The organism is Nonomuraea bangladeshensis (assembly GCF_039529455.1).
Taxonomy (GTDB): domain Bacteria; phylum Actinomycetota; class Actinomycetes; order Streptosporangiales; family Streptosporangiaceae; genus Nonomuraea; species Nonomuraea bangladeshensis.
Genome location: NZ_BAAAMV010000003.1, coordinates 759,007 through 777,243, shown reverse-complemented (window position 1 = coordinate 777,243; position 18,237 = coordinate 759,007). Strand labels below are relative to the sequence as shown.

15 protein-coding genes are annotated in these 18,237 nt (G+C 73.5%); 4 read left to right on the top strand and 11 right to left on the bottom strand.

Annotation, left to right across the window (positions count from 1 at the left end):
- Positions 1 to 113 precede the first annotated feature (113 nt).
- The 8 genes from ABD292_RS11425 to ABD292_RS11390 form a co-directional block, all read right to left on the bottom strand.
- Entirely contained in the window at positions 114 to 1,739 is a 1,626-nt protein-coding gene (locus ABD292_RS11425; protein WP_344207074.1) for a GTP-binding protein, read from the bottom strand.
- Positions 1,736 to 5,224, bottom strand: a complete 3,489-nt coding sequence (locus tag ABD292_RS11420) for a dynamin family protein (RefSeq protein WP_344207073.1) — start codon at positions 5,222 to 5,224, stop codon at positions 1,736 to 1,738. The genes ABD292_RS11425 and ABD292_RS11420 overlap by 4 nt, the downstream gene beginning before the upstream one ends.
- Entirely contained in the window at positions 5,221 to 6,453 is a 1,233-nt protein-coding gene (cobA, locus tag ABD292_RS11415; protein WP_344207072.1) for a uroporphyrinogen-III C-methyltransferase, read from the bottom strand. The genes ABD292_RS11420 and cobA overlap by 4 nt, the downstream gene beginning before the upstream one ends.
- A 93-nt stretch (positions 6,454 to 6,546) precedes the next feature.
- Positions 6,547 to 7,560, bottom strand: a complete 1,014-nt coding sequence (gene speB / locus ABD292_RS11410; RefSeq protein ID WP_344207071.1) for an agmatinase — start codon at positions 7,558 to 7,560, stop codon at positions 6,547 to 6,549.
- Positions 7,561 to 7,587: 27 nt separating this feature from the next.
- Entirely contained in the window at positions 7,588 to 8,664 is a 1,077-nt protein-coding gene (cobT, locus tag ABD292_RS11405; RefSeq protein WP_344207070.1) for a nicotinate-nucleotide--dimethylbenzimidazole phosphoribosyltransferase, read from the bottom strand.
- 33 nt (positions 8,665 to 8,697) lie between these two features.
- Positions 8,698 to 9,537: a sirohydrochlorin chelatase gene (locus tag ABD292_RS11400; protein WP_344207069.1), complete on the bottom strand. Its 840-nt coding sequence runs from the start codon at positions 9,535 to 9,537 to the stop codon at positions 8,698 to 8,700.
- Between the two features lie 70 nt (positions 9,538 to 9,607).
- Entirely contained in the window at positions 9,608 to 10,786 is a 1,179-nt protein-coding gene (locus ABD292_RS11395) for a bifunctional cobalt-precorrin-7 (C(5))-methyltransferase/cobalt-precorrin-6B (C(15))-methyltransferase (protein ID WP_344207068.1), read from the bottom strand.
- Between the two features lie 85 nt (positions 10,787 to 10,871).
- The gene (locus ABD292_RS11390) at positions 10,872 to 11,960 is read right to left on the bottom strand and encodes a GNAT family N-acetyltransferase (RefSeq protein ID WP_344207067.1); all 1,089 of its coding nucleotides are present in this window, start codon (positions 11,958 to 11,960) and stop codon (positions 10,872 to 10,874) included.
- 77 nt (positions 11,961 to 12,037) lie between these two features.
- Between ABD292_RS11390 and ABD292_RS11385 the strand changes: the two genes are divergently transcribed.
- Positions 12,038 to 12,445, top strand: coding sequence for a DUF2795 domain-containing protein (locus tag ABD292_RS11385; RefSeq protein WP_344207066.1), 408 nt, complete (start codon positions 12,038 to 12,040; stop codon positions 12,443 to 12,445).
- A gap of 3 nt (positions 12,446 to 12,448) precedes the next feature.
- Positions 12,449 to 13,459: a baeRF2 domain-containing protein gene (locus tag ABD292_RS11380; RefSeq protein ID WP_344207065.1), complete on the top strand. Its 1,011-nt coding sequence runs from the start codon at positions 12,449 to 12,451 to the stop codon at positions 13,457 to 13,459.
- Here ABD292_RS11380 and ABD292_RS11375 read toward each other — a convergent pair.
- The 3 genes from ABD292_RS11375 to ABD292_RS11365 are packed head-to-tail and all read right to left on the bottom strand — an operon-like array spanning position 13,449 to position 16,121.
- Entirely contained in the window at positions 13,449 to 14,012 is a 564-nt protein-coding gene (locus ABD292_RS11375; protein ID WP_344207064.1) for a LutC/YkgG family protein, read from the bottom strand. The two genes, ABD292_RS11380 and ABD292_RS11375, sit on opposite strands and share 11 nt — an antisense overlap.
- Positions 13,999 to 15,393 (bottom strand): lactate utilization protein B, encoded by a 1,395-nt coding sequence (locus ABD292_RS11370; protein ID WP_344207063.1) that lies wholly within the window; start codon positions 15,391 to 15,393, stop codon positions 13,999 to 14,001. Before ABD292_RS11370 ends, ABD292_RS11375 begins: the two co-directional genes overlap by 14 nt.
- On the bottom strand, positions 15,390 to 16,121 hold the full coding sequence (locus ABD292_RS11365) for a (Fe-S)-binding protein (RefSeq protein WP_344207062.1): 732 nt from the start codon (positions 16,119 to 16,121) through the stop codon (positions 15,390 to 15,392). Before ABD292_RS11365 ends, ABD292_RS11370 begins: the two co-directional genes overlap by 4 nt.
- 87 nt (positions 16,122 to 16,208) lie before the next feature.
- Between ABD292_RS11365 and ABD292_RS11360 the strand changes: the two genes are divergently transcribed.
- Positions 16,209 to 16,922, top strand: coding sequence for a FadR/GntR family transcriptional regulator (locus tag ABD292_RS11360; RefSeq protein ID WP_344207061.1), 714 nt, complete (start codon positions 16,209 to 16,211; stop codon positions 16,920 to 16,922).
- 97 nt (positions 16,923 to 17,019) lie between these two features.
- Positions 17,020 to 18,216, top strand: a complete 1,197-nt coding sequence (locus tag ABD292_RS11355; RefSeq protein WP_344207060.1) for an RNA-guided endonuclease InsQ/TnpB family protein — start codon at positions 17,020 to 17,022, stop codon at positions 18,214 to 18,216.
- Positions 18,217 to 18,237 lie beyond the last annotated feature (21 nt).

The window sequence follows — 18,237 nt, the reverse complement described above, 5'->3', positions numbered from 1 at the left end:
CAAGGTGCCGTAGACGGCTACGGCCGCGGGCGGGCGAACGGGATTCTGTGGATGGAGGCGTACGGGCGGAGGGCTCACGCCCCCCGTTCACGCCCCCACCCGCGGCCGGAAGGTCAGGCGGACAGGTCGCGCAGGGCCGTGTAGAACGTGTGGTGGCGGGCCAGCTCGCGCTCCACGGGCTCGACGACCATCGTGGCCGACACGGCGGCGACCCGACGGCGCATCTCGCGTTCGAGGCGTTCGCGCTCCCGCGAGGCCCCCAGCTCCACAAAGTTGCGGGCCGCGATGCCGGACAAAGCGCCCAGCCCCAGCACCGAAGCCATCATGAGGCCCACCCACGGCAGCGTCGCACTGTCGCCCAGCAGCTCCAGCGACGGCGGCAGCGAGCCAGGCATGAGCAGCCCGGCCGCCAGCCAGACCACGCCCGCCAGGAACGCCGCCACCAACGCGTACTGCCAGATCTTAAGCGCCCACCACCAGCCGGGCACGTGGTCGAGGCGGGGCGCCACCTCCGCCAGGTCCTCGGTCAGCGCCTTGGGCAACTGCTTGGAACGCGACTTCGCCGCCTGCTGTACGGCCGTGCGCCACACGGGATGCATGTTCATGGACAGGCCGTCGGCCAGGGCGTGCACGGCGTTGGCGACCTCGGCCGACTGGGCGCTCACCGAGCCGGTCGTGATCCCGCGGATCTCCTCGCTGACGTCCTCGAGCCGCAGGCTCTTCAGCGGGTCGGCGCGGAACCTGTCGGCCCAGCGCGGGTACGGCCAGCCCACCCACTTGCTGGAACGTTCGGCGTAGACGTTCTCCATGGCCTCGCCCACGGCCGGGACGCCGACAGCGTCGCACAGCGCGTCCGTCAGGCCCATGCGGCGGGCCTCGTCCACGGAGGCGGGCGCGGACAGCGCCTCCCCGAGCGGCATGGTCTCGGCGATGCGCTGCTCCAGCCGCTGCAGGTCGGCCTCCAGCTTCTGGATCGCGGCGCGGCGGCGGGAGACGGCGGTGGCGATGACGCTCTTCAGGCTCTCGACGCCCCGCCCGGTGACCGCCGAGGTCGGCACCACGCTCGGGTGCTCGACGCCCTCGCGGCGCAGCAGGTCGTTGAGGTCGATGAGCAGCTCGGCCAGCTCCTCGGTGTCGAGCTTGTCGGCCTGGTTGAGCGCGAACACGGTGACCGCGTCGTGCCCCGCCAGCTCTGTGACGTAGCGCCGGTGCGTCGAGGCGTCGGCGTACTTCTGCGGGTCGAGCACCCACACGACCAGGTCGGCCAGGCCGATGAGCCGGTCGGCCTCGGTGTCGGTGAGCGCCCTGATCGAGTCGTGGTCGGGCAGGTCGAGCAGGACGAGCCCGTTGAGCTGGGTGTCGCCCTTGTCGAGCGCGCTGGCCCGGGAGAAGCGGTGCCGCCACTGGATCTGCAGCCAGTCGAGCAGCGGCGCCGAGCCCTCCAGCCCCCACACGCAGGCGTGCGTGCGGCCGGTCGTCGGCCGGCGTACGCCCGTCGGCGACAGCTCCAGCCCCGAGATCGCGTTGAACAATGACGACTTGCCGCTGCCCGTGCCGCCCGCGAGGGCGACGACGGTGTGCTCGGAGGAGAGCTTGAGGCGTTCGCCGGCCCGCTGCAGCAGCGCCGTGGCCTCGTCGAGCAGCTTCTTGTCGAGCCGGCCCGCGCCCACCTCGACCACCTTGGTGAGCGCGGTCAGCCGCGCGGCGAGCCCCGGCCTGGGAGTGGTCGTGGTGGTCATCGGGCGACCTCAAGGTTGTACGTCGCCTGGTAGAGGCGGGTCGCGGCGGACTCGTCGGGCACGCCCGCGGAGTCGAGCGCTTGCACGTAACGCATGGCTTCCTCGTCGAACAACATACCGATCCTGGCCCGCAGGTCGCTCAGCGCCTTCGCGCCGATGCCGCGCAGCGACTCGGCGCCGAGCAGGGCGTTGACCAGGCGGTGCGGCACGCCCTCGCCGTTCGCGCCGCTGAACATGGCGACCGTGAAGATCAGGGCCAGCGCGTCGGGGTCGAACGACACGATCTTCGACACCGAGCGCTTGGCCACGCCTTCGGTGCGTACGAGCTCGCCCAGGTGATCCTGCCAGGACGCGATGGCCCGGCCGGCGTTGCGTACGAGCGTGTCGGAGGGGACGTCAAGCCCCTCGCCGAGCTTGCCGCCCAGCTCGGCGCGGTGCCGCCAGCGCGCGACGACCTCGGCGGTGGCGCGGTTGGCGGCGGCGACGATCACCGACTCCAGGCCGGTGCGGATCGCCGCCCTGAACGCGATCACCCGCTCCGGCGCCTGCCTGGCCGCCCGGCCGCGCCGGCGGAGCTGCAGCGAGCGCATGAGGTCGCCCGAGCCCGCGAAGTCCTGCCAGCGGGCCAGCACCTCGCCGTGCAGCAGCGAACCGCTCCTCGCCGCCTTGTCGATGTCGCTCAGCGCGCCGAAGAACGCGGCCTCCACGTCCTTGCGCAGCTCCGCGCGGAACGCGACCTGCGCCTCCAGGTGCTTGGCCAGCGCGGGTACGCGGGTGCGGAAGCTGTCGAGCACGCCGTTCAGCGTCTCGCGGACGGCCTGGGCGCGCCGCTCCTCGTCAACTGACAGCTCGGCCAGCCACAGGCGCAGGTCGGTGACCTCGCTGTCGGGCAGCCTGCCGTCGGTGACCTCCGACTCGTGGATGACGAACCGGTCGATGTCGCCCAGACCGTATTCGGTGAGCATGCGGACGAAGTGCTTCAGCACGACGTCCATCGCCTTCGGCTGCACCCGCGACAGCACGATCGCCAGCCGGGCGCCGCGCTCCTTGGCCAGCTTGAGCAGGCTCCATGCGGGGGCGTCGGCGTAGCGGGCCGCCGTGGTCACGAAGATCCACAGGTCGGCGGCGTCGAGCATGCGGTGCGCGATCTCGCGGTGCTCCTCGACGACCGAGTCGATGTCGGGGGTGTCGAGCAGCGCCACGCCCTGCGGCAGCTTCTCGGTCGCGACCAGGACCAGGCCGTCGTTGGTGCCCGTGCCCGCGCCGCCGCCCCGGGTGGCGGTGGGCTCGGGCTGGTCGAGACGCTGTACGGTGCCGAGCAGCTCGCCCTCGGCGAACCACTGGCGGTCGTCCGGATGGCACACCAGGACGGGGGTGCCGGTGGTCGGGCGGCGGATGCCGGTGCGGGAGACGTTGCGTTCGGCGAGGCTGTTGACCAGCGTGGACTTGCCCGCGCCGGTGGAACCGGCCACCACGATCAGGGCGGGGGCCGTGCTGGTGCGGACCCTGGGCAGGACGTAGTTGTCGAGCTGGGCCAGGAGGTCGGTGCGGGCCTGCCTGGCGTCTTTGACGCCGGGGAGGTCCAGGCCGAGGCGGATGTCGGTGATACTCTCGCGGAGCTGGTCGAGCGCGGTGGTGAGCGCTTCTACGGTCTCCGGGGGGAGGGCTTCGGTACGGGTGCCGTCGGCGGAGGGCCGCTCGTCGGCGGCGGCGTCCTCTTCCTCTTCCGCGGCCTTCTCCGCGTCTTCGTCTTCGTCCTCGCCGTCGTCCTCGCCCTCGTCGAGGGTGGTGGCCTCGGACTGGAGGAAGGCGGTCTCCGCCAAGGTGTCGTCCGCGGGTGCGGCTTCTGTGGAGGGGACGGAGGTGGACTCTTCGTCGTCGGCCGGCTCGTCGGCGGTGCGGGACTCCGTGGACGGAGCGAGATCCGGCGCGGAGTCGTCCGGTTCTGCCGTTGGGTCCAGATCCGGGCCGGCGGAGACGTCAACGTCCCCGGTGGAGGCGGCGTCTGCGGAGGAGTCCTCGCCGGAGGGGGCGGGCTCGGTGGAGAGGTCGGGCTCCGCGGAGGGGGCGAGGTCTGTGGAGGTGTCCGGGGCCTCTGAGGGGTTCAGGTCCTCTGGAGAGCTCGCGTCGTGGTCGGCGGAGGGGTCAGTGGCGGGCGGAAGCGCTTCGACGGCGGGCGGCTCGTCGGCGGAGGGCTTGGCGGCGAGCGTCTGCTCGGCGTCGCCTACCTGGTCAACGTCGCTGAGCTGATCAGCGTCAGTCTGCCGGTCAGCGTCAGTTGGCTGCTCGGCGTCGGTCCGTTGCTCGGCGTCGGTCCCCTGCTCGGCGTCGGTCGGCTGCTCGGGGGCGTACGGGTGCTCGGGGGCGAGGTGGTCGTCGGTGGGTGAGGGGGTTGCGGTGGAGGGCTCGCCGGTGGGTGGGACGTTCAGTGCGGCGGGCCTGGTGAAGAGGGAGGGTTCGCCGGAGGGTGCAGCGGCGGGACGGCCCGGGGTGGCGTCGGCGGCGGGGCGAGCGGGTCTGCTGGGGGCGGACCGGAAAAGGCTCTGGGCGCCGGGGGCAGGCTGGGCGGGGTCCTGAGGGCCGGGGGCGGGTCGGTCCGCTGAGGGGGTGTCCTCCGGGGCGGGGGAGGTGCCGGCGGCGGGCTTGCGGGGGGTGAAGAAGTCAACGCGGTCAGCGGGCTTGGCGGGGACGCCGAACAGGTTGACCTCGCCCGGCGCGCCGTGGCCCTCAGGGGCGCCCGTGGCAGGGTGGCCGGGGAAGGCAGGGCGGTTGGGGGACGTGGGGCGACGCCTCGGAAGTGGCTCGTGCGCCTGCTGCGGCTCGCGGCCCTGCTGGGGCTCTCCCACCTGCCGCCGCTCGCGGCCCTGCTGTGGCTCGCGGCCCTGCCGCGGCTCGCGAACGGGCAGCGGCTCGCGGCTCCGCTGCGGCTCGCGCGTGGGCAGCGGCTCCCGGCCCGCCTGCGGCTCCCGAGCGGGCTGCGGCTCCCGACCCGCCTGAGGCTCGCGAGCAGGCAGCGGCTCCCGGCCCGGCTGAGGCTGGCTGGCGGGCCGTGGCTCCCTGCCCGGCTGAGGCTCGCGGGCCTGTGGCGGTTCGCCGGCGCGGCGCAGTTCGCGGACGTGCTCAGCCTCGCCGAGCCGCCGCTCGCGGGGGTCCTGGGCGTCGCCGGGCCGTCGTTCGCGGGGGTCCTGGGCGTCACCGGGCCGTCGTTCGCGGGGGTCCTGGGCGTCGCCGGCGCGACGCTCGCGGGGGTCCTGAGCGTGGCCCGGTCGCTGTTCGCGGGGATCCTGAGCGTCGCCGGCGCGACGCTCGCGGGGGTCCTGGGTGTCGCGGGGGCGGCGCGGGTCGCGCGGAGTGTCCTTGGGGTTCTTCTTGGTGTCCCCGGAGGGGGTGAAGGCGTCGAAGGTGTCGTCGTCGCTGATCGAGGGGAAGGACAGCGTCTGCTCCCCCAGCGACTCCGGCCGCCCGTCATCCATGGCCGTGTTCACGGCAGGCGCTCCGCTCGAACCATCTCGACCTCCTGGCCGACCCTGACGACGTCCCCGACGACGACGATCGCCGGCGGTCGTATTCCAGCCGCCGACACGCGGTCGGCCACGGTGGAAAGCGAAGCGACGACCGCCCGCTGCGTCGGAAGGGTACCGTCCTGCACCACCATTACGGGAGTATCCGGCGAACGTCCGTCTCGAACGAGCGTCTCGGCGACCTTCGCCAGCCGCTCGACGGCCATCATGAGCACCAGCGTGCCCTGGGAACGGGCCAGGCCGGGCCAGTCGACGGTGGAGCGCTCGTCATCGGGCGCCACGTGCACCGATATGACGTGGAACTCCTGGCTGACCCCCCGGTGCGTCACCGGCACGCCGGCCGACGCGGGGACGGCGACGGCGCTGGTGATGCCGGGGACGACGAGCACCGGGATGCCGGCCTCCGCGCAGGCGATCATCTCCTCGCCGCCCCGCCCGAAGACGAACGGGTCGCCGCCCTTGAGCCGCACCACGAACTTCCCCTGTCTGGCGCGGTCCACGAGGATGTCGTTGATCGTCTCCTGGGACAGCGAGCGGCCGTAGGGCACCTTGGCGGCGTCGATCAGCTCGACGTCGGGGGCGAGCTCGTCGAGCAGGGCGCGCGGCGCGAGGCGGTCGGCGACGACCACGTCGGCCTGCGCGAGGAGCTGCCGCCCGCGTACGGTGATGAGCCCCGGATCGCCGGGACCGCCGCCGACGAGGGCGACGCCGACGGGTTTGGTGCGGTTGCGGCGGGCGTCGACGGTGCCGTCGCGCAGGGCCTCGACCACGGCGTCGCGGATGCCGGCGGCCCGTCTGGGGTCGCCGCCCGCGGTGACGGCCACGCTGATCTCGCCGACGCGCCCGCTGGCGGGGGTCCAGGCGGCGGCGGCGTCCTTGTCGTCGGCGCGTACGCACCACACGCGCTTGGCCTCCGCCTCGGCGGCGACCGCGGTGTTGACGGACCTGTCGTCGGTGCACGCCTGGACGAGCCAGGCGCCGTCGCAGTCGCCGACCTCGTAGGGCCGGGCGTGCCAGGTGATCCGTCCGGCGGCGATGAGGTCGTCGAGTGCCGGGGTCACGCTCGGCGAGACGACCGTGACCTCCGCACCGGCCTCCAGGAGCGCGGGCACCCGCCGCTGGGCGACGCGGCCGCCGCCTACGACGAGCACCCGGCGGCCGGAAAGCCGCAGGCCGAGGAGGTAGGGGCCCATGAGGGAAATCTCCCGTTCGCGCAGGTTGTGTTAAGAGGTAAACCTACCGGCTTCGCATCCGTCATTTGCTGCGCACAGGTTAACGGGCACGGGTCAACGGCCGTCGAGAAGCGGCTGACGCGGATCCCAGCGCGGCCCGCCCTCGTCGTCCTTGCGGCGTCTGGCCATCGCCGACAGAGCCTCCAGGATGACCCGGTTGCCGAGGAAGGCGGTGATGTCCGCGTGGTCGTACGGCGGAGCCACCTCGACCAGCTCCATGCCGGCGACGGGCAGCTCGTAGCAGAGGCGGCGTACGGCGTCGAGGAGCTGGCGGGCGGTCAGGCCGCCGGGCTCGGGCGTGCCGGTGCCGGGCGCGTGGCCGGGGTCGCAGACGTCGATGTCGACCGACAGGAAGATCTGGTCGCACTCGTCCAGCGCGATCGCGGACGCCTCCGTCAGCACCTCGTCCAGCCCGCGGGCGACGATCTCGGTCATCTCGTACGAGCGCATCCGCTGCCCGGCCATCCACGACAGCGTCTCCGGCTCGGGCCAGTAGCCGCGCAGGCCGATCTGCAGGAACCGGTCGCCGCGGATGGCGCCGGACTCGATGAGCCGCCGCATGGGCTGCCCGTGGCCGTACAGGTGGCCGAAGGTGATGTCGCCGGTGTCGGCGTGCGCGTCGAAATGGATCATCGAGGTGCGGCCGGGCAGGTGCGCCCTGGCCGTGCCGCGCGCGTCGGGCAGCGCGATCGTGTGGTCGCCGCCCAGCACCAGGGGCACCGCGCCGGAGGCCGCGATGCGGTGCACGGCGTCCTCGATGGCCTGCAAGGAGCCCTCGACGTCGCCCGAGTAGCACTCGACGTCACCGGCGTCGAGCACCCGCAGGTCCTTCAGCCCGTCCACGCGCAGCGCGAGGCTCGGACGTGAGCCGTCGTGCGGCAGGTAGCACGCCTGCCGCAGCGCCTGCGGCCCGAACCTGGCGCCCGGCCGGTGGGAGGTGCCGCCGTCGAAGGGGGCGCCCAGGATCACGACGTCCGCGCCCTCGTAGGACGCGGGATCCCCCAGGTCGCAGCGGTCGACCCCCAGGAACGTGTAATCCGGGCCGTACATGGCGCCGTATCGGGACAACGAGCTCACCTCCAGTGAGCACCATCCTTACACGGGCTTCTCGGTGACCCCCGCCGAGTCGAACGTCGCGACCTCGTGCATCACCCGTACGGCCGCGCACAGCACGGGGTGGGCCAGCAGCGCGCCGGTCCCCTCGCCGAGCCGCAGCTCCAGGTCCACGAGGGGACGCAGCCCGAGGCGGGCGAGCGCGGCGGCGTGGCCGGGCTCGGCCGAGCGGTGCCCGGCCACGCAGTGGTCGAGCGCGGACGGGTCGAGAGCGGCGGCGACCAGGGCCGCGGCCCCGGCGATCACGCCGTCGAGCAGCACCGGCACGCGGGCCGCCGCGCCGCCGAGTATGAAGCCGGCGAGCGCGGCGTGCTCGAACCCGCCGACGGCGGCCAGCGCCCGCAGCGCCTCGCTCGCCGAGGAGCCGAGCGGGCCGCCGTCGAGGCCGTTCACGCGCAGCGCCTCGCGGACGATGCCGACCTTCCGCTCGTACGTCTCGTCGTCGATGCCGGTGCCCCTGCCGGTGACCTCGGCAGGGTCGGCGCCGGTGAAGACGGAGATCAGGGCGGCCGAGGCCGTGGTGTTGGCGATGCCCATGTCGCCGGTGATCAGGCAGCGGGCCCCGCCCGCCACCAGGTCGCGGGCCACCGCGATGCCCGCCTCCATGGCCCTGACGGCCTGGTCGACGGTCATGGCGGGCCCGCGCGACAGGTCGGCGGTGCCGTAGCCGACCTTCCGCTTGACCAGGGCGGGCGCGTCGGGCAGGTCGGCGGCGACGCCGACGTCCACGACGGTGACCGTGACGCCTGCCTGGGCGGCGAAGGCGTTGGCGACCGCGCCGCCGGCCAGGAAGTTGGCCACCATCTGCACGGTGACCTCCTGCGGCCAGGGCGTGACGCCCGCGGCGTGCACGCCGTGGTCGGCCGCGAAGATGGCCAGTGCGGCCGGGGCGGGCAGGGGCGGCGGGCAGACGCCGGCCGCGCCCGCCAGGCGGACCGCGACGTCCTCCAGCACGCCGAGCGAGCCGCGCGGCTTGGTGAGACGGTCCTGGAACGCTCGGGCCTCGGCGATCGCCACCGGGTCGGCGGCGCGGATCGCGGCGAGGGTGTCGGCCAGCACGGCGTACCTCCGGGAAGAAAGGGCTTGGGGGGCTCAGTGGACGAGCTGGAGTGCTTCCTCGTAACGCTCGATGACGACGTCGGCCAGGGGCTCGCAGTCGCCGATCACCTCGGCGCAGCGGATGTCGAGATCGGGGTGGCCGGCGCCGTACGCCAGCGCCTGCGCCCACACACGCTCCAGCATGCCGCCCGCGAACAGCAGGTAAGGCACCACGATCACGCGCTTGGCCCCCAGGCGGCGGCAGCGTTCGAGCCCGCCGGGCACGCCGGGGGGCGTGACCGAGACGAACGCGGTCTCGACGGTCATGAAGTCGTAGGCGTGCGTCTCCCAGAACAGCCGGGACACGCGGTGGATCTCGGCGTTGGCCGCCGGGTCGGTCGAGCCCTCGCCGACCAGCACGATGCCGGTCTCGCCCGGCTCGACGTGCAGGTCCTCGTCGACGGGGGCGTCCACGGCGCGCAGCCGGGGACGGGCGCCCGCGGGCTCCAGCGCGCGCGGCCTGGACAGGTCGGCGGCGGCCTCGGTGAGCCGCTCGGCCAGCAGCGACAGCACGCGGGGGTCGGGGCCGAGCGGGCGGCCGTAGTCGTACATGAGGGTGGGGTGGCGCCGCTGCTCGCGCTCCATGGCGGCGCCGAGGTCGTCGCTCGTCCTGCTGAGGCTGAGCGGCAGGGCGACGAGACGGTGGTGGCCCCTCGCGACCAGGGAGGCGACGGAGTCGCTCAGCCGCGGCGTGGCGCGCTCCAGGTAGCCGCCGGAGACGTCGACGGCCGTCAGGTCGAGGCGGCAGCGCAGCCGGTGTACGAACCTGCCGAACTCCGCGGCGTAGGCGTCATCGTGCGAGCCCTGCCCGATCAGCAGGAGCGGCGGCTTCATCGTGAGGGAATCTCCGAGGCGTTGGACAAGGACACGCGAGGATAACCGATGCGCGGCAGTAGGGAACAGGTCACGTTCCGTACGCGGGCGTCGCGTGGACGACGAAAACGGGGTCGGCGGCGGCCAGGCGGTGCGTCCCGTCGGGGTTGACGGTCAGCGCCGAGGCGATGATCTGGGTGCCCGTGCCCCGGTAGCCGTGCTCGCGCAGCCGGTCGAGCACGGCCGAGACCTGCTCGACGGTGCGCAGCGCGCACACCAGCGAGCGCGGGCGGCGCGCGGCGCAGGCCGACACCACGTCGGCCCCGCCGCCGCCGACGAACACCGCGTCGGGGTCGGGCAGGGGCTCCAGCGCGGGCGGGGCCTGGCCCCGGGTGAGCGCGACCTTGACGCCGTGGGCGAGCACGTTGGCGCGCAGCCGGGCGCAGTTGGCCTCCTCGCGCTCGACGGCGACGACGGCCGCGCCGTGCCTGGCGCACTCGACGGCGATCTCGCCGACGCCCGCGCCGACGTCCCAGACGAGGTCGCCGAGCCGGGGGCCGAGCTTGGCCAGCACGTACGCCCGCACCTCGGGCGGCAGCCCGCCCCCCTCGAACGGCAGCGCCCACTCGGCCGGCCCCGGCTGCGCCCCCGCCACCCAGCCCGGCTCCTTGGCCTGGTGGAGCGGGTCGACGACGAGGACGACGTCGGGGTCCTTCCACGGCCGGGTGGTGGCCTCGCCCATGCGGCTGTGCGTGACCCGCTGGTCGGGCCCGCCGAGGTCCTCGCAGACGATGAGCGCGCGGGGCGTGGTGGGGGCCAGCTCGCGGGCGATCTCGGCGGGGCCGACGCCGGGCGCGACCAGCAGCGCGACCTTGGGGTGGGCGCGGCAGGCGTTGACCGCCCTGGCGAGCTGGTGGGGGCCGGTGGGGGCGACGACCAGCGCGTCCTCCCAGTTGAGCCCGGCGCAGGCGAAGGCCCGGGTGACCAGCGAGGTCGCGGGCAGGACGTCCGGTTTGAGGCCGTGCGCCCGGAGCGTGCGTACGACGCCGAAGAAGCCGGGATCGCCCTCCGCGATCACGACCGCGGGACCGTCGCCGTTCTCGAGATGGTCGTCCAGCGCCTGGAGCAGCGCGCCGTCGGCCACGGTCGCGGCGTTGAGCCTGAGCCGGCCGAGCAGGGCGTCGGGGCCCACGACAAGGGCGGCCTCGCGCAGCCGGTCGAGCGCGGCGGGCGGCAGCTCCGTCCCGTCCCAGCCGACAACCGTGATCATCGTGCCTCCACCTCCCCTTCAAGGGTGACGGTTGCCGGCGGGTTTCACAAAGGACTGCGAAAGCCAGTACGGCGTGCCTTCGGGGCTACGCGCCGGACTCCAGGTCGGACGGCACGAGGCTGAAGACGACCAGGTCCTCCCCCGCGAGCGCGCAGCGGGCCACGCCCTCGCGGACGAAGCCGGCCTTCTCGGCGACGCGCTGCGACTGCGGGTTGTCCACGGCGGCGCGGAGCTGGAGCCGGGTGAAGCCCTGCCGCTCGAACAGCCAGCGGGCGACCGCGAGCACCGCCTCGCCGGCGTAGCCGTTGCCGCGCGCCCAGGGGGCGGTCATGTAGCCGATCTCGGCGGTGCGGTGGCTCCAGTCGACGTCGCGCAGGTCCACGTTGACGGCGAAGCGGCCGGTCGCCTGCTCGACGGCCGACCAGGCGATGCCGGCGCCGCGGACGCGTACCCGCTCGGCGTGGTCGATGAAGGCGAACGCGTGCTCGACGGTGTAGCCGCGCGGGACGCCGGTCCTGGCCTGGGTGAGCGGGTCGGCCCCGGTGGCGGCCAGGTCGGTCGCGTCGGCGGGCTCGGGCGCGCGCAGGAGCAGGCGCGGCGTGCGCAGCTCGGCGCGCGGCAGGACGGTGGCAGGGGCGCGGCCGTCGCCCCGCAGCAGGCCGAACACGACCAGGTCGTGCGGCCCGTCGTCCTCCAGCACCGCGCCGCGCAGCACGCCCTCCCAGGTGAAGCCCGCTTTCTGGGCGACGCGCAGCGACGGCAGGTTGTCGAGGTTGGCGGTCAGGTCGATCCGGCGCAGCCGGGTTTTGTCGAAGACCCACTCGGCGAGGCCGCGCAGGGCCTCGGTGGCCAGGCCGCGGCCCCGGTACAGCGGGTGCACGCCGTAGCCGACCTCGGTCGTACCGGACTCCCACGAGGTCTTGAAGAGGCTGATGGCGCCCACGACGCGGCCGTCCACGTCGATCATCGCGAGGTGCACGCCCTGGCCCGACCTGTGCAGCTCGTGCACGCCCCGGTCGAGCCACTGCTCGACGCCGGACGCCGTGGCGGGCGCGCCGGGAGGCAGGAAGACGGCGCCGGACTCCACGATCGACCGGATCCGCGCGGTGTCCTGGGGGGCGAACGGCCGCAGGGTCAGGCGGGCCGTCGCGATGGTGATGTCGGCATCGAACACGGACGGCAGGGTACACAGCGGCGATGTTTGCCCACGAAAGCGGGGGTAGGGGCGCTGAAGAGAGAGGTGAGGCGAATATGGAACGTGGGAGCGACAAGCACGGCCCCCGTCTGGACCACCAGCAGAAGCACGAGACCGAGGGCATGATGCGCGGCGGCGGCACCACGCACGCCGAGGAGTGGAAGGAGCCCGAGTCCATGCCGGCGCCAGGCGAGGAGTCCATGCGGTCGTACCCGCCCGGCCACGAGCCCGGCGTGCCGGAAGGCATGACGGGGCAGAGCGTGGACGCCCGAGCCGACCTGGCCAAGTGGCTGAGCGACACCCACTGGCCCAAGTCGAAGGCGGACCTGGTCCGGCAGGCGGAGGAGGCGGACGCCCCCGACCGGGTGACGGACATGGTGCGCTCCCTCCCCGAGCGGGAGTACACGAACATGGCCGACGTGGGCGAGGCGCTCGGGCTCGGCGTGGAGAAGCGGAGGTGGTGACGGGTGCGCCTCGACTTCATCCGGCCGCTGTACGAGCGGCGGGGCCCGTACGCCTCCGTCTACCTGGGGGCGCTGACCGGCCCGGAGCGTGAGACGCACTGGCACAGCGTGCGGGACGCGCTCGACGGGGCGGACCCGGCGACCGTCGCGGCGCTGGCGGAGCGGGCCGAGGCGGCGGCCGCGGGGCAGGCGCTGTTCGCCACGCACGGCGAGGTGGTGCTGGCCGAGCCGCTGTCGCGGCCGCCCTACGAGCGGGCGACCTGGTCCCCGCTGCCGAACATCGCGCCGATGCTGCTGGAGCGCGGCGAGAACGTGCCGCACCTGCGGGTCATCGTGGACCACGCGGGGGCGGAGCTCACCGTGTACGGCAGCGGGGCGCCGCGCCGCCGCACGGTGCAGGCCGCGGTCTGGCCGCTGCAGAAGACCGCGCAGGGCGGCTGGTCGCAGCGCCGCTACGAGATGTCCGTCGAGAACGCCTGGGAGCAGAACGCGCAGGCGGTCGCGCACGAGATCGACGAGCAGGTACGCCGCCTCGGCACCGAGCTGATCATCATCGCCGGCGAGCCGAAGTCCCGTTCGTTCCTGATGCACCACCTCGGCACCAAGGCGAGCGACCGGGTGGTGATGGTCGAGCACGGCAGCCGCTCCGACCACGGCCAGTTCGAGGAGGACGTCGAGCAGGCGCTCGACGACTGGCTCGACCGCCGCCGCGGCGAGCTGCTGGAGCGACACCAGGAGAGCGGCGGTCCCGTCGGCCTGTCGCAGGTGGCGCGGGCGCTGCGCGACGGGCGGGTGCAGGCGCTGCTGCTGCCCGGCGAGCGGCCGGAGCCGATCTGGATCGGCGAGGGCGGCGTCCAGCTCAACACCGACCAGGGCGAGCTGCGGCACTGGGGCGTGGCCGAGCCCGTACGCGAGCGCGCGGACGCCGCCCTGGTGCGGGCCGCCGCGATGACGGACGCCGAGCTGTGGTTCACGGACGGCGTCAAGGACGTGGCGGCGGTGCTCAGGTACTGATGACCACTTCGAGGGTGCGGGGGCCGTGCACGCCCTCGACCCGGTTGAGCTCGATGTCGCTGGTGGCCGACGGGCCGCTGATCCAGGTCAGCGGCCGGGCCGGGTCGAGCCTGGCGACGGCCTCGGGCACCGAGGAGACGATCTGGTCGGCCCGCACCACGCACAGGTGGTAGTCGGGCACCAGCGTCTGGGCCCGGGTGCCCTGGCCGGGGCCGTGGTCGAGGACGATCGTGCCGGTCACCGCGATGCCCACGGCGCAGCCGGTGACGACCCCGTCGGCGGTGTGCAGGTCCGGCCAGCTCTCGTGCCCCGCCAGGCCGAAGCCGTCGGGGACGATCATGCGGCGGCCGGCCAGGCGCTTCTCGATCCAGCCGGGCACCTCGGCGGCCGGCAGGACGTGGACGACGGCGCGGTAGTCGTCCACCCGCTCGGCGAACAGCTCGACCAGGTCGCCGGTCGCGGCCTCGGTGCGGTAGTCGCGGGGGATCTCGACGTCCTCGGCGCCCGCCACGGCCTTGGCGATCCGGGCGAGGATCTCCTCACGCGCGCTCATTCCGCTCCCACCAGTCTCTGAACGATTCTTCCGGGATTTCCGGCACGTCCCGCGTGTCGGTCCAGGCCGACAACGGGCCGGGCAGCCGCTTCTTGGGCACCAGCCCGCGCGCCTTGGACGCGAGCCGCTGGGCCGCCGCCAGCCGCCGATGGTCGTCGAGTATCCAGCCGGCGACCTTCATGCCGGCCTTCTCCGCCGCCGCGTGCGGGGCCTTGGCGCGCAGGTCCACCAGGACCTCGGGGATGTCGATGGCGACCGGGCAGACGTCGTAGCAGGCGCCGCACAGGCTGGAGGCGTACGGCAGCGAGGCGTCCAGCTCGGAGCCCATGCCGCGCAGCTGCGGCGTGAGGATGGCGCCGATGGGGCCCGGGTAGACGGAGCCGTAGGCGTGGCCGCCCGCCCGCTCGTAGACCGGGCACACGTTGAGGCAGGCCGAGCAGCGGATGCAGCGCAGCGCCTGGCGGCCGACCTCGTCGGCGAGCACGCCGGTGCGGCCGTTGTCGAGCAGCACGAGGTGGAAGTCCTGGCCCTCGACCGCGCCGGTCCACATGCTGGTGTACGGGTTCATCCGCTCACCCGTGGAGCTTCTGGGCAGCAGCTGGAGGAACACCTCCAGATCCCGCCAGCTGGGCAGGAGCTTCTCGATCCCCACCACGCTGATCAGCGTCTCGGGCAGGGTCAGGCACATGCGGCCGTTGCCCTCGGACTCCAGCACGACCAGCGTGCCGGTCTCGGCCACCATGAAGTTGGCCCCGGAGATCGCGACCTTGCTGCGCAGGAACCGTTCGCGCAGGTGGAGCCGGGCGGCCTCGGCCAGCGCGGGCGGGTCGTCGGTGAGCCCTTCCGGGGTCTTCGGCATCTTCTCCAGGAAGATCTCGCGGATCTCCGACCGGTTGCGGTGGATCGCGGGCACCAGGATGTGGCTGGGGAAGTCGTCGCCGAGCTGCACGATCAGCTCGGCGAGGTCGGTCTCGTACGCGGTGATGCCCTCGGCGGCCAGCGCCTGGTTGAGCTCGATCTCCTGGGTGGCCATCGACTTGACCTTGACGACCTCGCGCTCGCCGGTGGCCTTGACCAGGCCGGTGACGATGCGGTTGGCCTCGGCGGCGTCGCGCGCCCAGTGGACGGTGCCGCCCGCGTCCTGGACGGCCCGTTCGAGCTGGACCAGGTAGCGGTCGAGGTTGCGCAGCGTGTGGTCCTTGATGGCCTTGCCGGCGGCGCGCAGCTCCGTCCAGTCGGGCAGCTCGCCGACGACGCCGGCCCGCTTGCCGCGGATGGTGTGGGTGGCTTTGCGGAGGTTGTAGCGGAGCTGAGAGTCCTGGACAGCCTTCTGCGAGTTTTTCGGGAAATTTCCGGGCATGCCGAGGAATGTCGCGCTCATTGGCTCTCCTCCGTGGACGCCAGGATCTCGGCCAGGTGCATCGTCCGCACGCCGGTCTTCTGGCGGCTCAGCGTGCCGCCGATGTGCATGAGGCACGAGTTGTCGGCCGCGCACAGCACCTCGGCGCCGGTGTCCATGATGTTGCGGGTCTTGTCGGCGCCCATCGCCGCCGAGACCGCCGGGTTCTTCACCGCGAACGTGCCGCCGAAGCCGCAGCACTCCTCCGCGCCGGGCAGCGGCACCAGCTCCAGGCCGCGTACGTTGCGCAGCAGCCGGGCGGGCCGGTCGCCGAGGCGCAGGCCGCGCAACGAGTGGCAGGTCGGGTGGTAGGTGACGCGGTGCGGGAAGTACGCGCCCACGTCCTCGACCTTGAGCACGTCGATCAGGAACTCCGACAGCTCGTACACCCTGGGCGCGACCTCCGCGATCGCCGCGGCCCCCTTGCTGCCCGGCCGGGCCAGCTTGGGGTACTGCTCGCGGACCATGGCCGCGCACGACCCCGACGGGGCCACCACGGCGTCGTACCCGGCGAAGACCTCGGTGAAGTGCCGGGCCAGGCGCACCCCCTCCGCGCGGTAGCCGGTGTTGACGTGCATCTGGCCGCAGCACGTCTGGGCGGCGGGGAAGTCGACCTCGCAGCCGAGCCTGCGCAGCAGGGACACCACGGCCTTGCCCGTGCCGGGGAAGAGCGTGTCGTTCACGCACGTGATGAACAGGGCGACTCGCACCGCTCTCCTCTCGAAGAGTATGGTCTGACCACAATATGGTCAGACCATAGCAGGGAGGCCCGGGTGGACGGCAGCGGGTGGGGTCCGGTGAAGCGCACGCGCACGTTCGAGGACGTTCTCGCGCAGATCGAGCGGCGCATCGCCGAGGACGGCCTCACGGCCGGTGACCGCCTGCCCGCCGAGCGCCGGCTCGCCGAACAGCTCGGCGTCAGCCGCTCGTCCGTGCGCGAGGCGATGCGCGTGCTGGAGACGCTGGGCGTGGTCTCCTCCCAGGTCGGACGGGGCCCCGACGCGGGCGCGGTGCTCATCGCCCGTCCCGACTCGGCCATGACCGGGCTGCTGCGGCTGCACCTCGGCCTGGCCACCCTGGAGCTGCGCGAGGTCATCGACACCCGGCACATGATCGAGCAGTGGGCCGCCACCCGCGCCGCCGCCGGCCGTGCCGGCACTGGGCAGCCGAGCGGCGGCCACGCCGGCACCGAGGCGCTGGCCGCCGCCCTCGCCGGCATGGACGCGGCGCGCACCGCCGAGGAGTTCGTCGAGCACGACACCGCCTTCCACTGCGCGCTCGCGGACGCTTCCGGCAATCGGCTCGTCTCCGCCGTCATGCGCTCGCTCCGGGGCACGATGCGCAAGTTCTCGGTCGAGGCGGTCGAACGCCTCGGCGACACCGCGATCCTGCGCGCCGGGCACGTCCGCATCCTGGCCGCGATCGAGGCGGGCGACCCCGCCGAGGCCGCCGCGGCCGTGTCGGAGCACCTCGCCGACGCCTACCCCGAGCTGTTCACCACGCATCTTTAGCGTGGGAGCCCGGCCCTTCAGGGCGGGGAGGAATCGCGGAACGGTCGGGCACGTCTGTCTCCCGGTTTTGTCGGTGGTGGTCGGTAGGTTGATCGGCGTGTCCCGCTACCGGCTCCAGCCCTCGCCCGCTCAGGAGCGGGTGTTGCTGGAGCATTGCGGGCACGCCCGGTACGTGTGGAACCTCGCCGTCGAGCAGCACTTGCACTGGAAGCCGGGCCGCGGGAGCGCTCCCGGTTTCGCCGAGCAGTGCCGCCAGTTGACCGAGGCGCGGGCGGAGAACGCGTGGCTGCGCGCCGGGTCGGTTGTCGTCCAGCAGCAGGCGTTGAAGGACTTCGCGCAGGCCATGGCGAACTTCTTCGGCAAGACCCACCAGCGTCCGGCGTGGCGCAGGCGGGGGCGGGGCGAAGGGTTCCGGATCGTCGCCGTCAAGGCCGGTGACGTGCGCCGGCTGTCGCGCAACGTCGGCGAGGTGAGGATCCCGAAGGTGGGCTGGGTGCGGTTTCGCTGGTCGCGCGCTGTCCCTGCGGGCGTGAAGTCGTACCGGGTCACCCGCGATGCGGCGGGCCGCTGGCATGTCGCCTTCGCCGTGATCCCCGAGCCGGTGCCCGCGCCCGGCACGGGCGAGGCGGTAGGCGTGGACCGGGGTGTCGCGGTGAGCGCCGCCCTGTCCACGGGCGAGCTGCTGAACGTCCCCGGCCTGCGCGCCGGGGAGAAGGCCCGCCTGCTGCGGTTGCTGCGCAGGCTGGCCCGCGCCGAGCTGGGGTCGAACCGGCGCGGCAGGGTGAAGGCCGCCATCGCCAGGGTGCGGGCGCGTGAGGCCGACCGGCGCAAGGACTGGGTGGAGAAGACCAGCACAGACCTGGCCCGCCGGTTCGACGTGATCGCCGTCGAAGACCTGAAGATCTCCCACATGACCCGCTCGGCCAGGGGGACGGGCGAAGCGCCGGGCCGTGGCGTCCGTCAGAAGGCCGGGCTGAACCGGGGCATCCTCGCCGCCGGGTGGGGCCGGCTCGTGCAACGGCTGGAGCACAAGGCTCCCGGCCGCGTCCACAAGATCAACCCGCGTTACACGTCGCAGACCTGCAACGCCTGCCGGCACCGCGCGGCCGAGTCGAGAGAGAGCCAATCTCGATTCCGCTGCGTCGCCTGCGGGCACCAGGCGCACGCCGACGTCAACGCGGCCGGGAACCTCAGAGACACGGCGGCAGGGCATGCCGTCGCTGCGCGGGGAGGCTCGCCGCTGGGCGGGCCTGCGAACCGCGAACCTCAACGTGACCTCCTCCTCGTGAGGTAGTCGCCGTTGGAATCCCCCGCC

What these genes read in the sequence shown, in the direction of transcription:
- cobA (WP_344207072.1), bottom strand. Translation starts at nt 6,453, where the DNA reads ATGGGCCCCTACCTCCTCGGCCTGCGGCTTTCCGGCCGCCGGGTGCTC.
- ABD292_RS11375 (WP_344207064.1), bottom strand. Translation starts at nt 14,012, where the DNA reads ATGAGCGCGCGTGAGGAGATCCTCGCCCGGATCGCCAAGGCCGTGGCG.
- ABD292_RS11395 (WP_344207068.1), bottom strand. Translation starts at nt 10,786, where the DNA reads ATGATCACGGTTGTCGGCTGGGACGGGACGGAGCTGCCGCCCGCCGCG.
- ABD292_RS11425 (WP_344207074.1), bottom strand. Translation starts at nt 1,739, where the DNA reads ATGACCACCACGACCACTCCCAGGCCGGGGCTCGCCGCGCGGCTGACC.
- ABD292_RS11385 (WP_344207066.1), top strand. Translation starts at nt 12,038, where the DNA reads ATGGAACGTGGGAGCGACAAGCACGGCCCCCGTCTGGACCACCAGCAG.
- ABD292_RS11400 (WP_344207069.1), bottom strand. Translation starts at nt 9,537, where the DNA reads ATGAAGCCGCCGCTCCTGCTGATCGGGCAGGGCTCGCACGATGACGCC.
- ABD292_RS11370 (WP_344207063.1), bottom strand. Translation starts at nt 15,393, where the DNA reads ATGAGCGCGACATTCCTCGGCATGCCCGGAAATTTCCCGAAAAACTCG.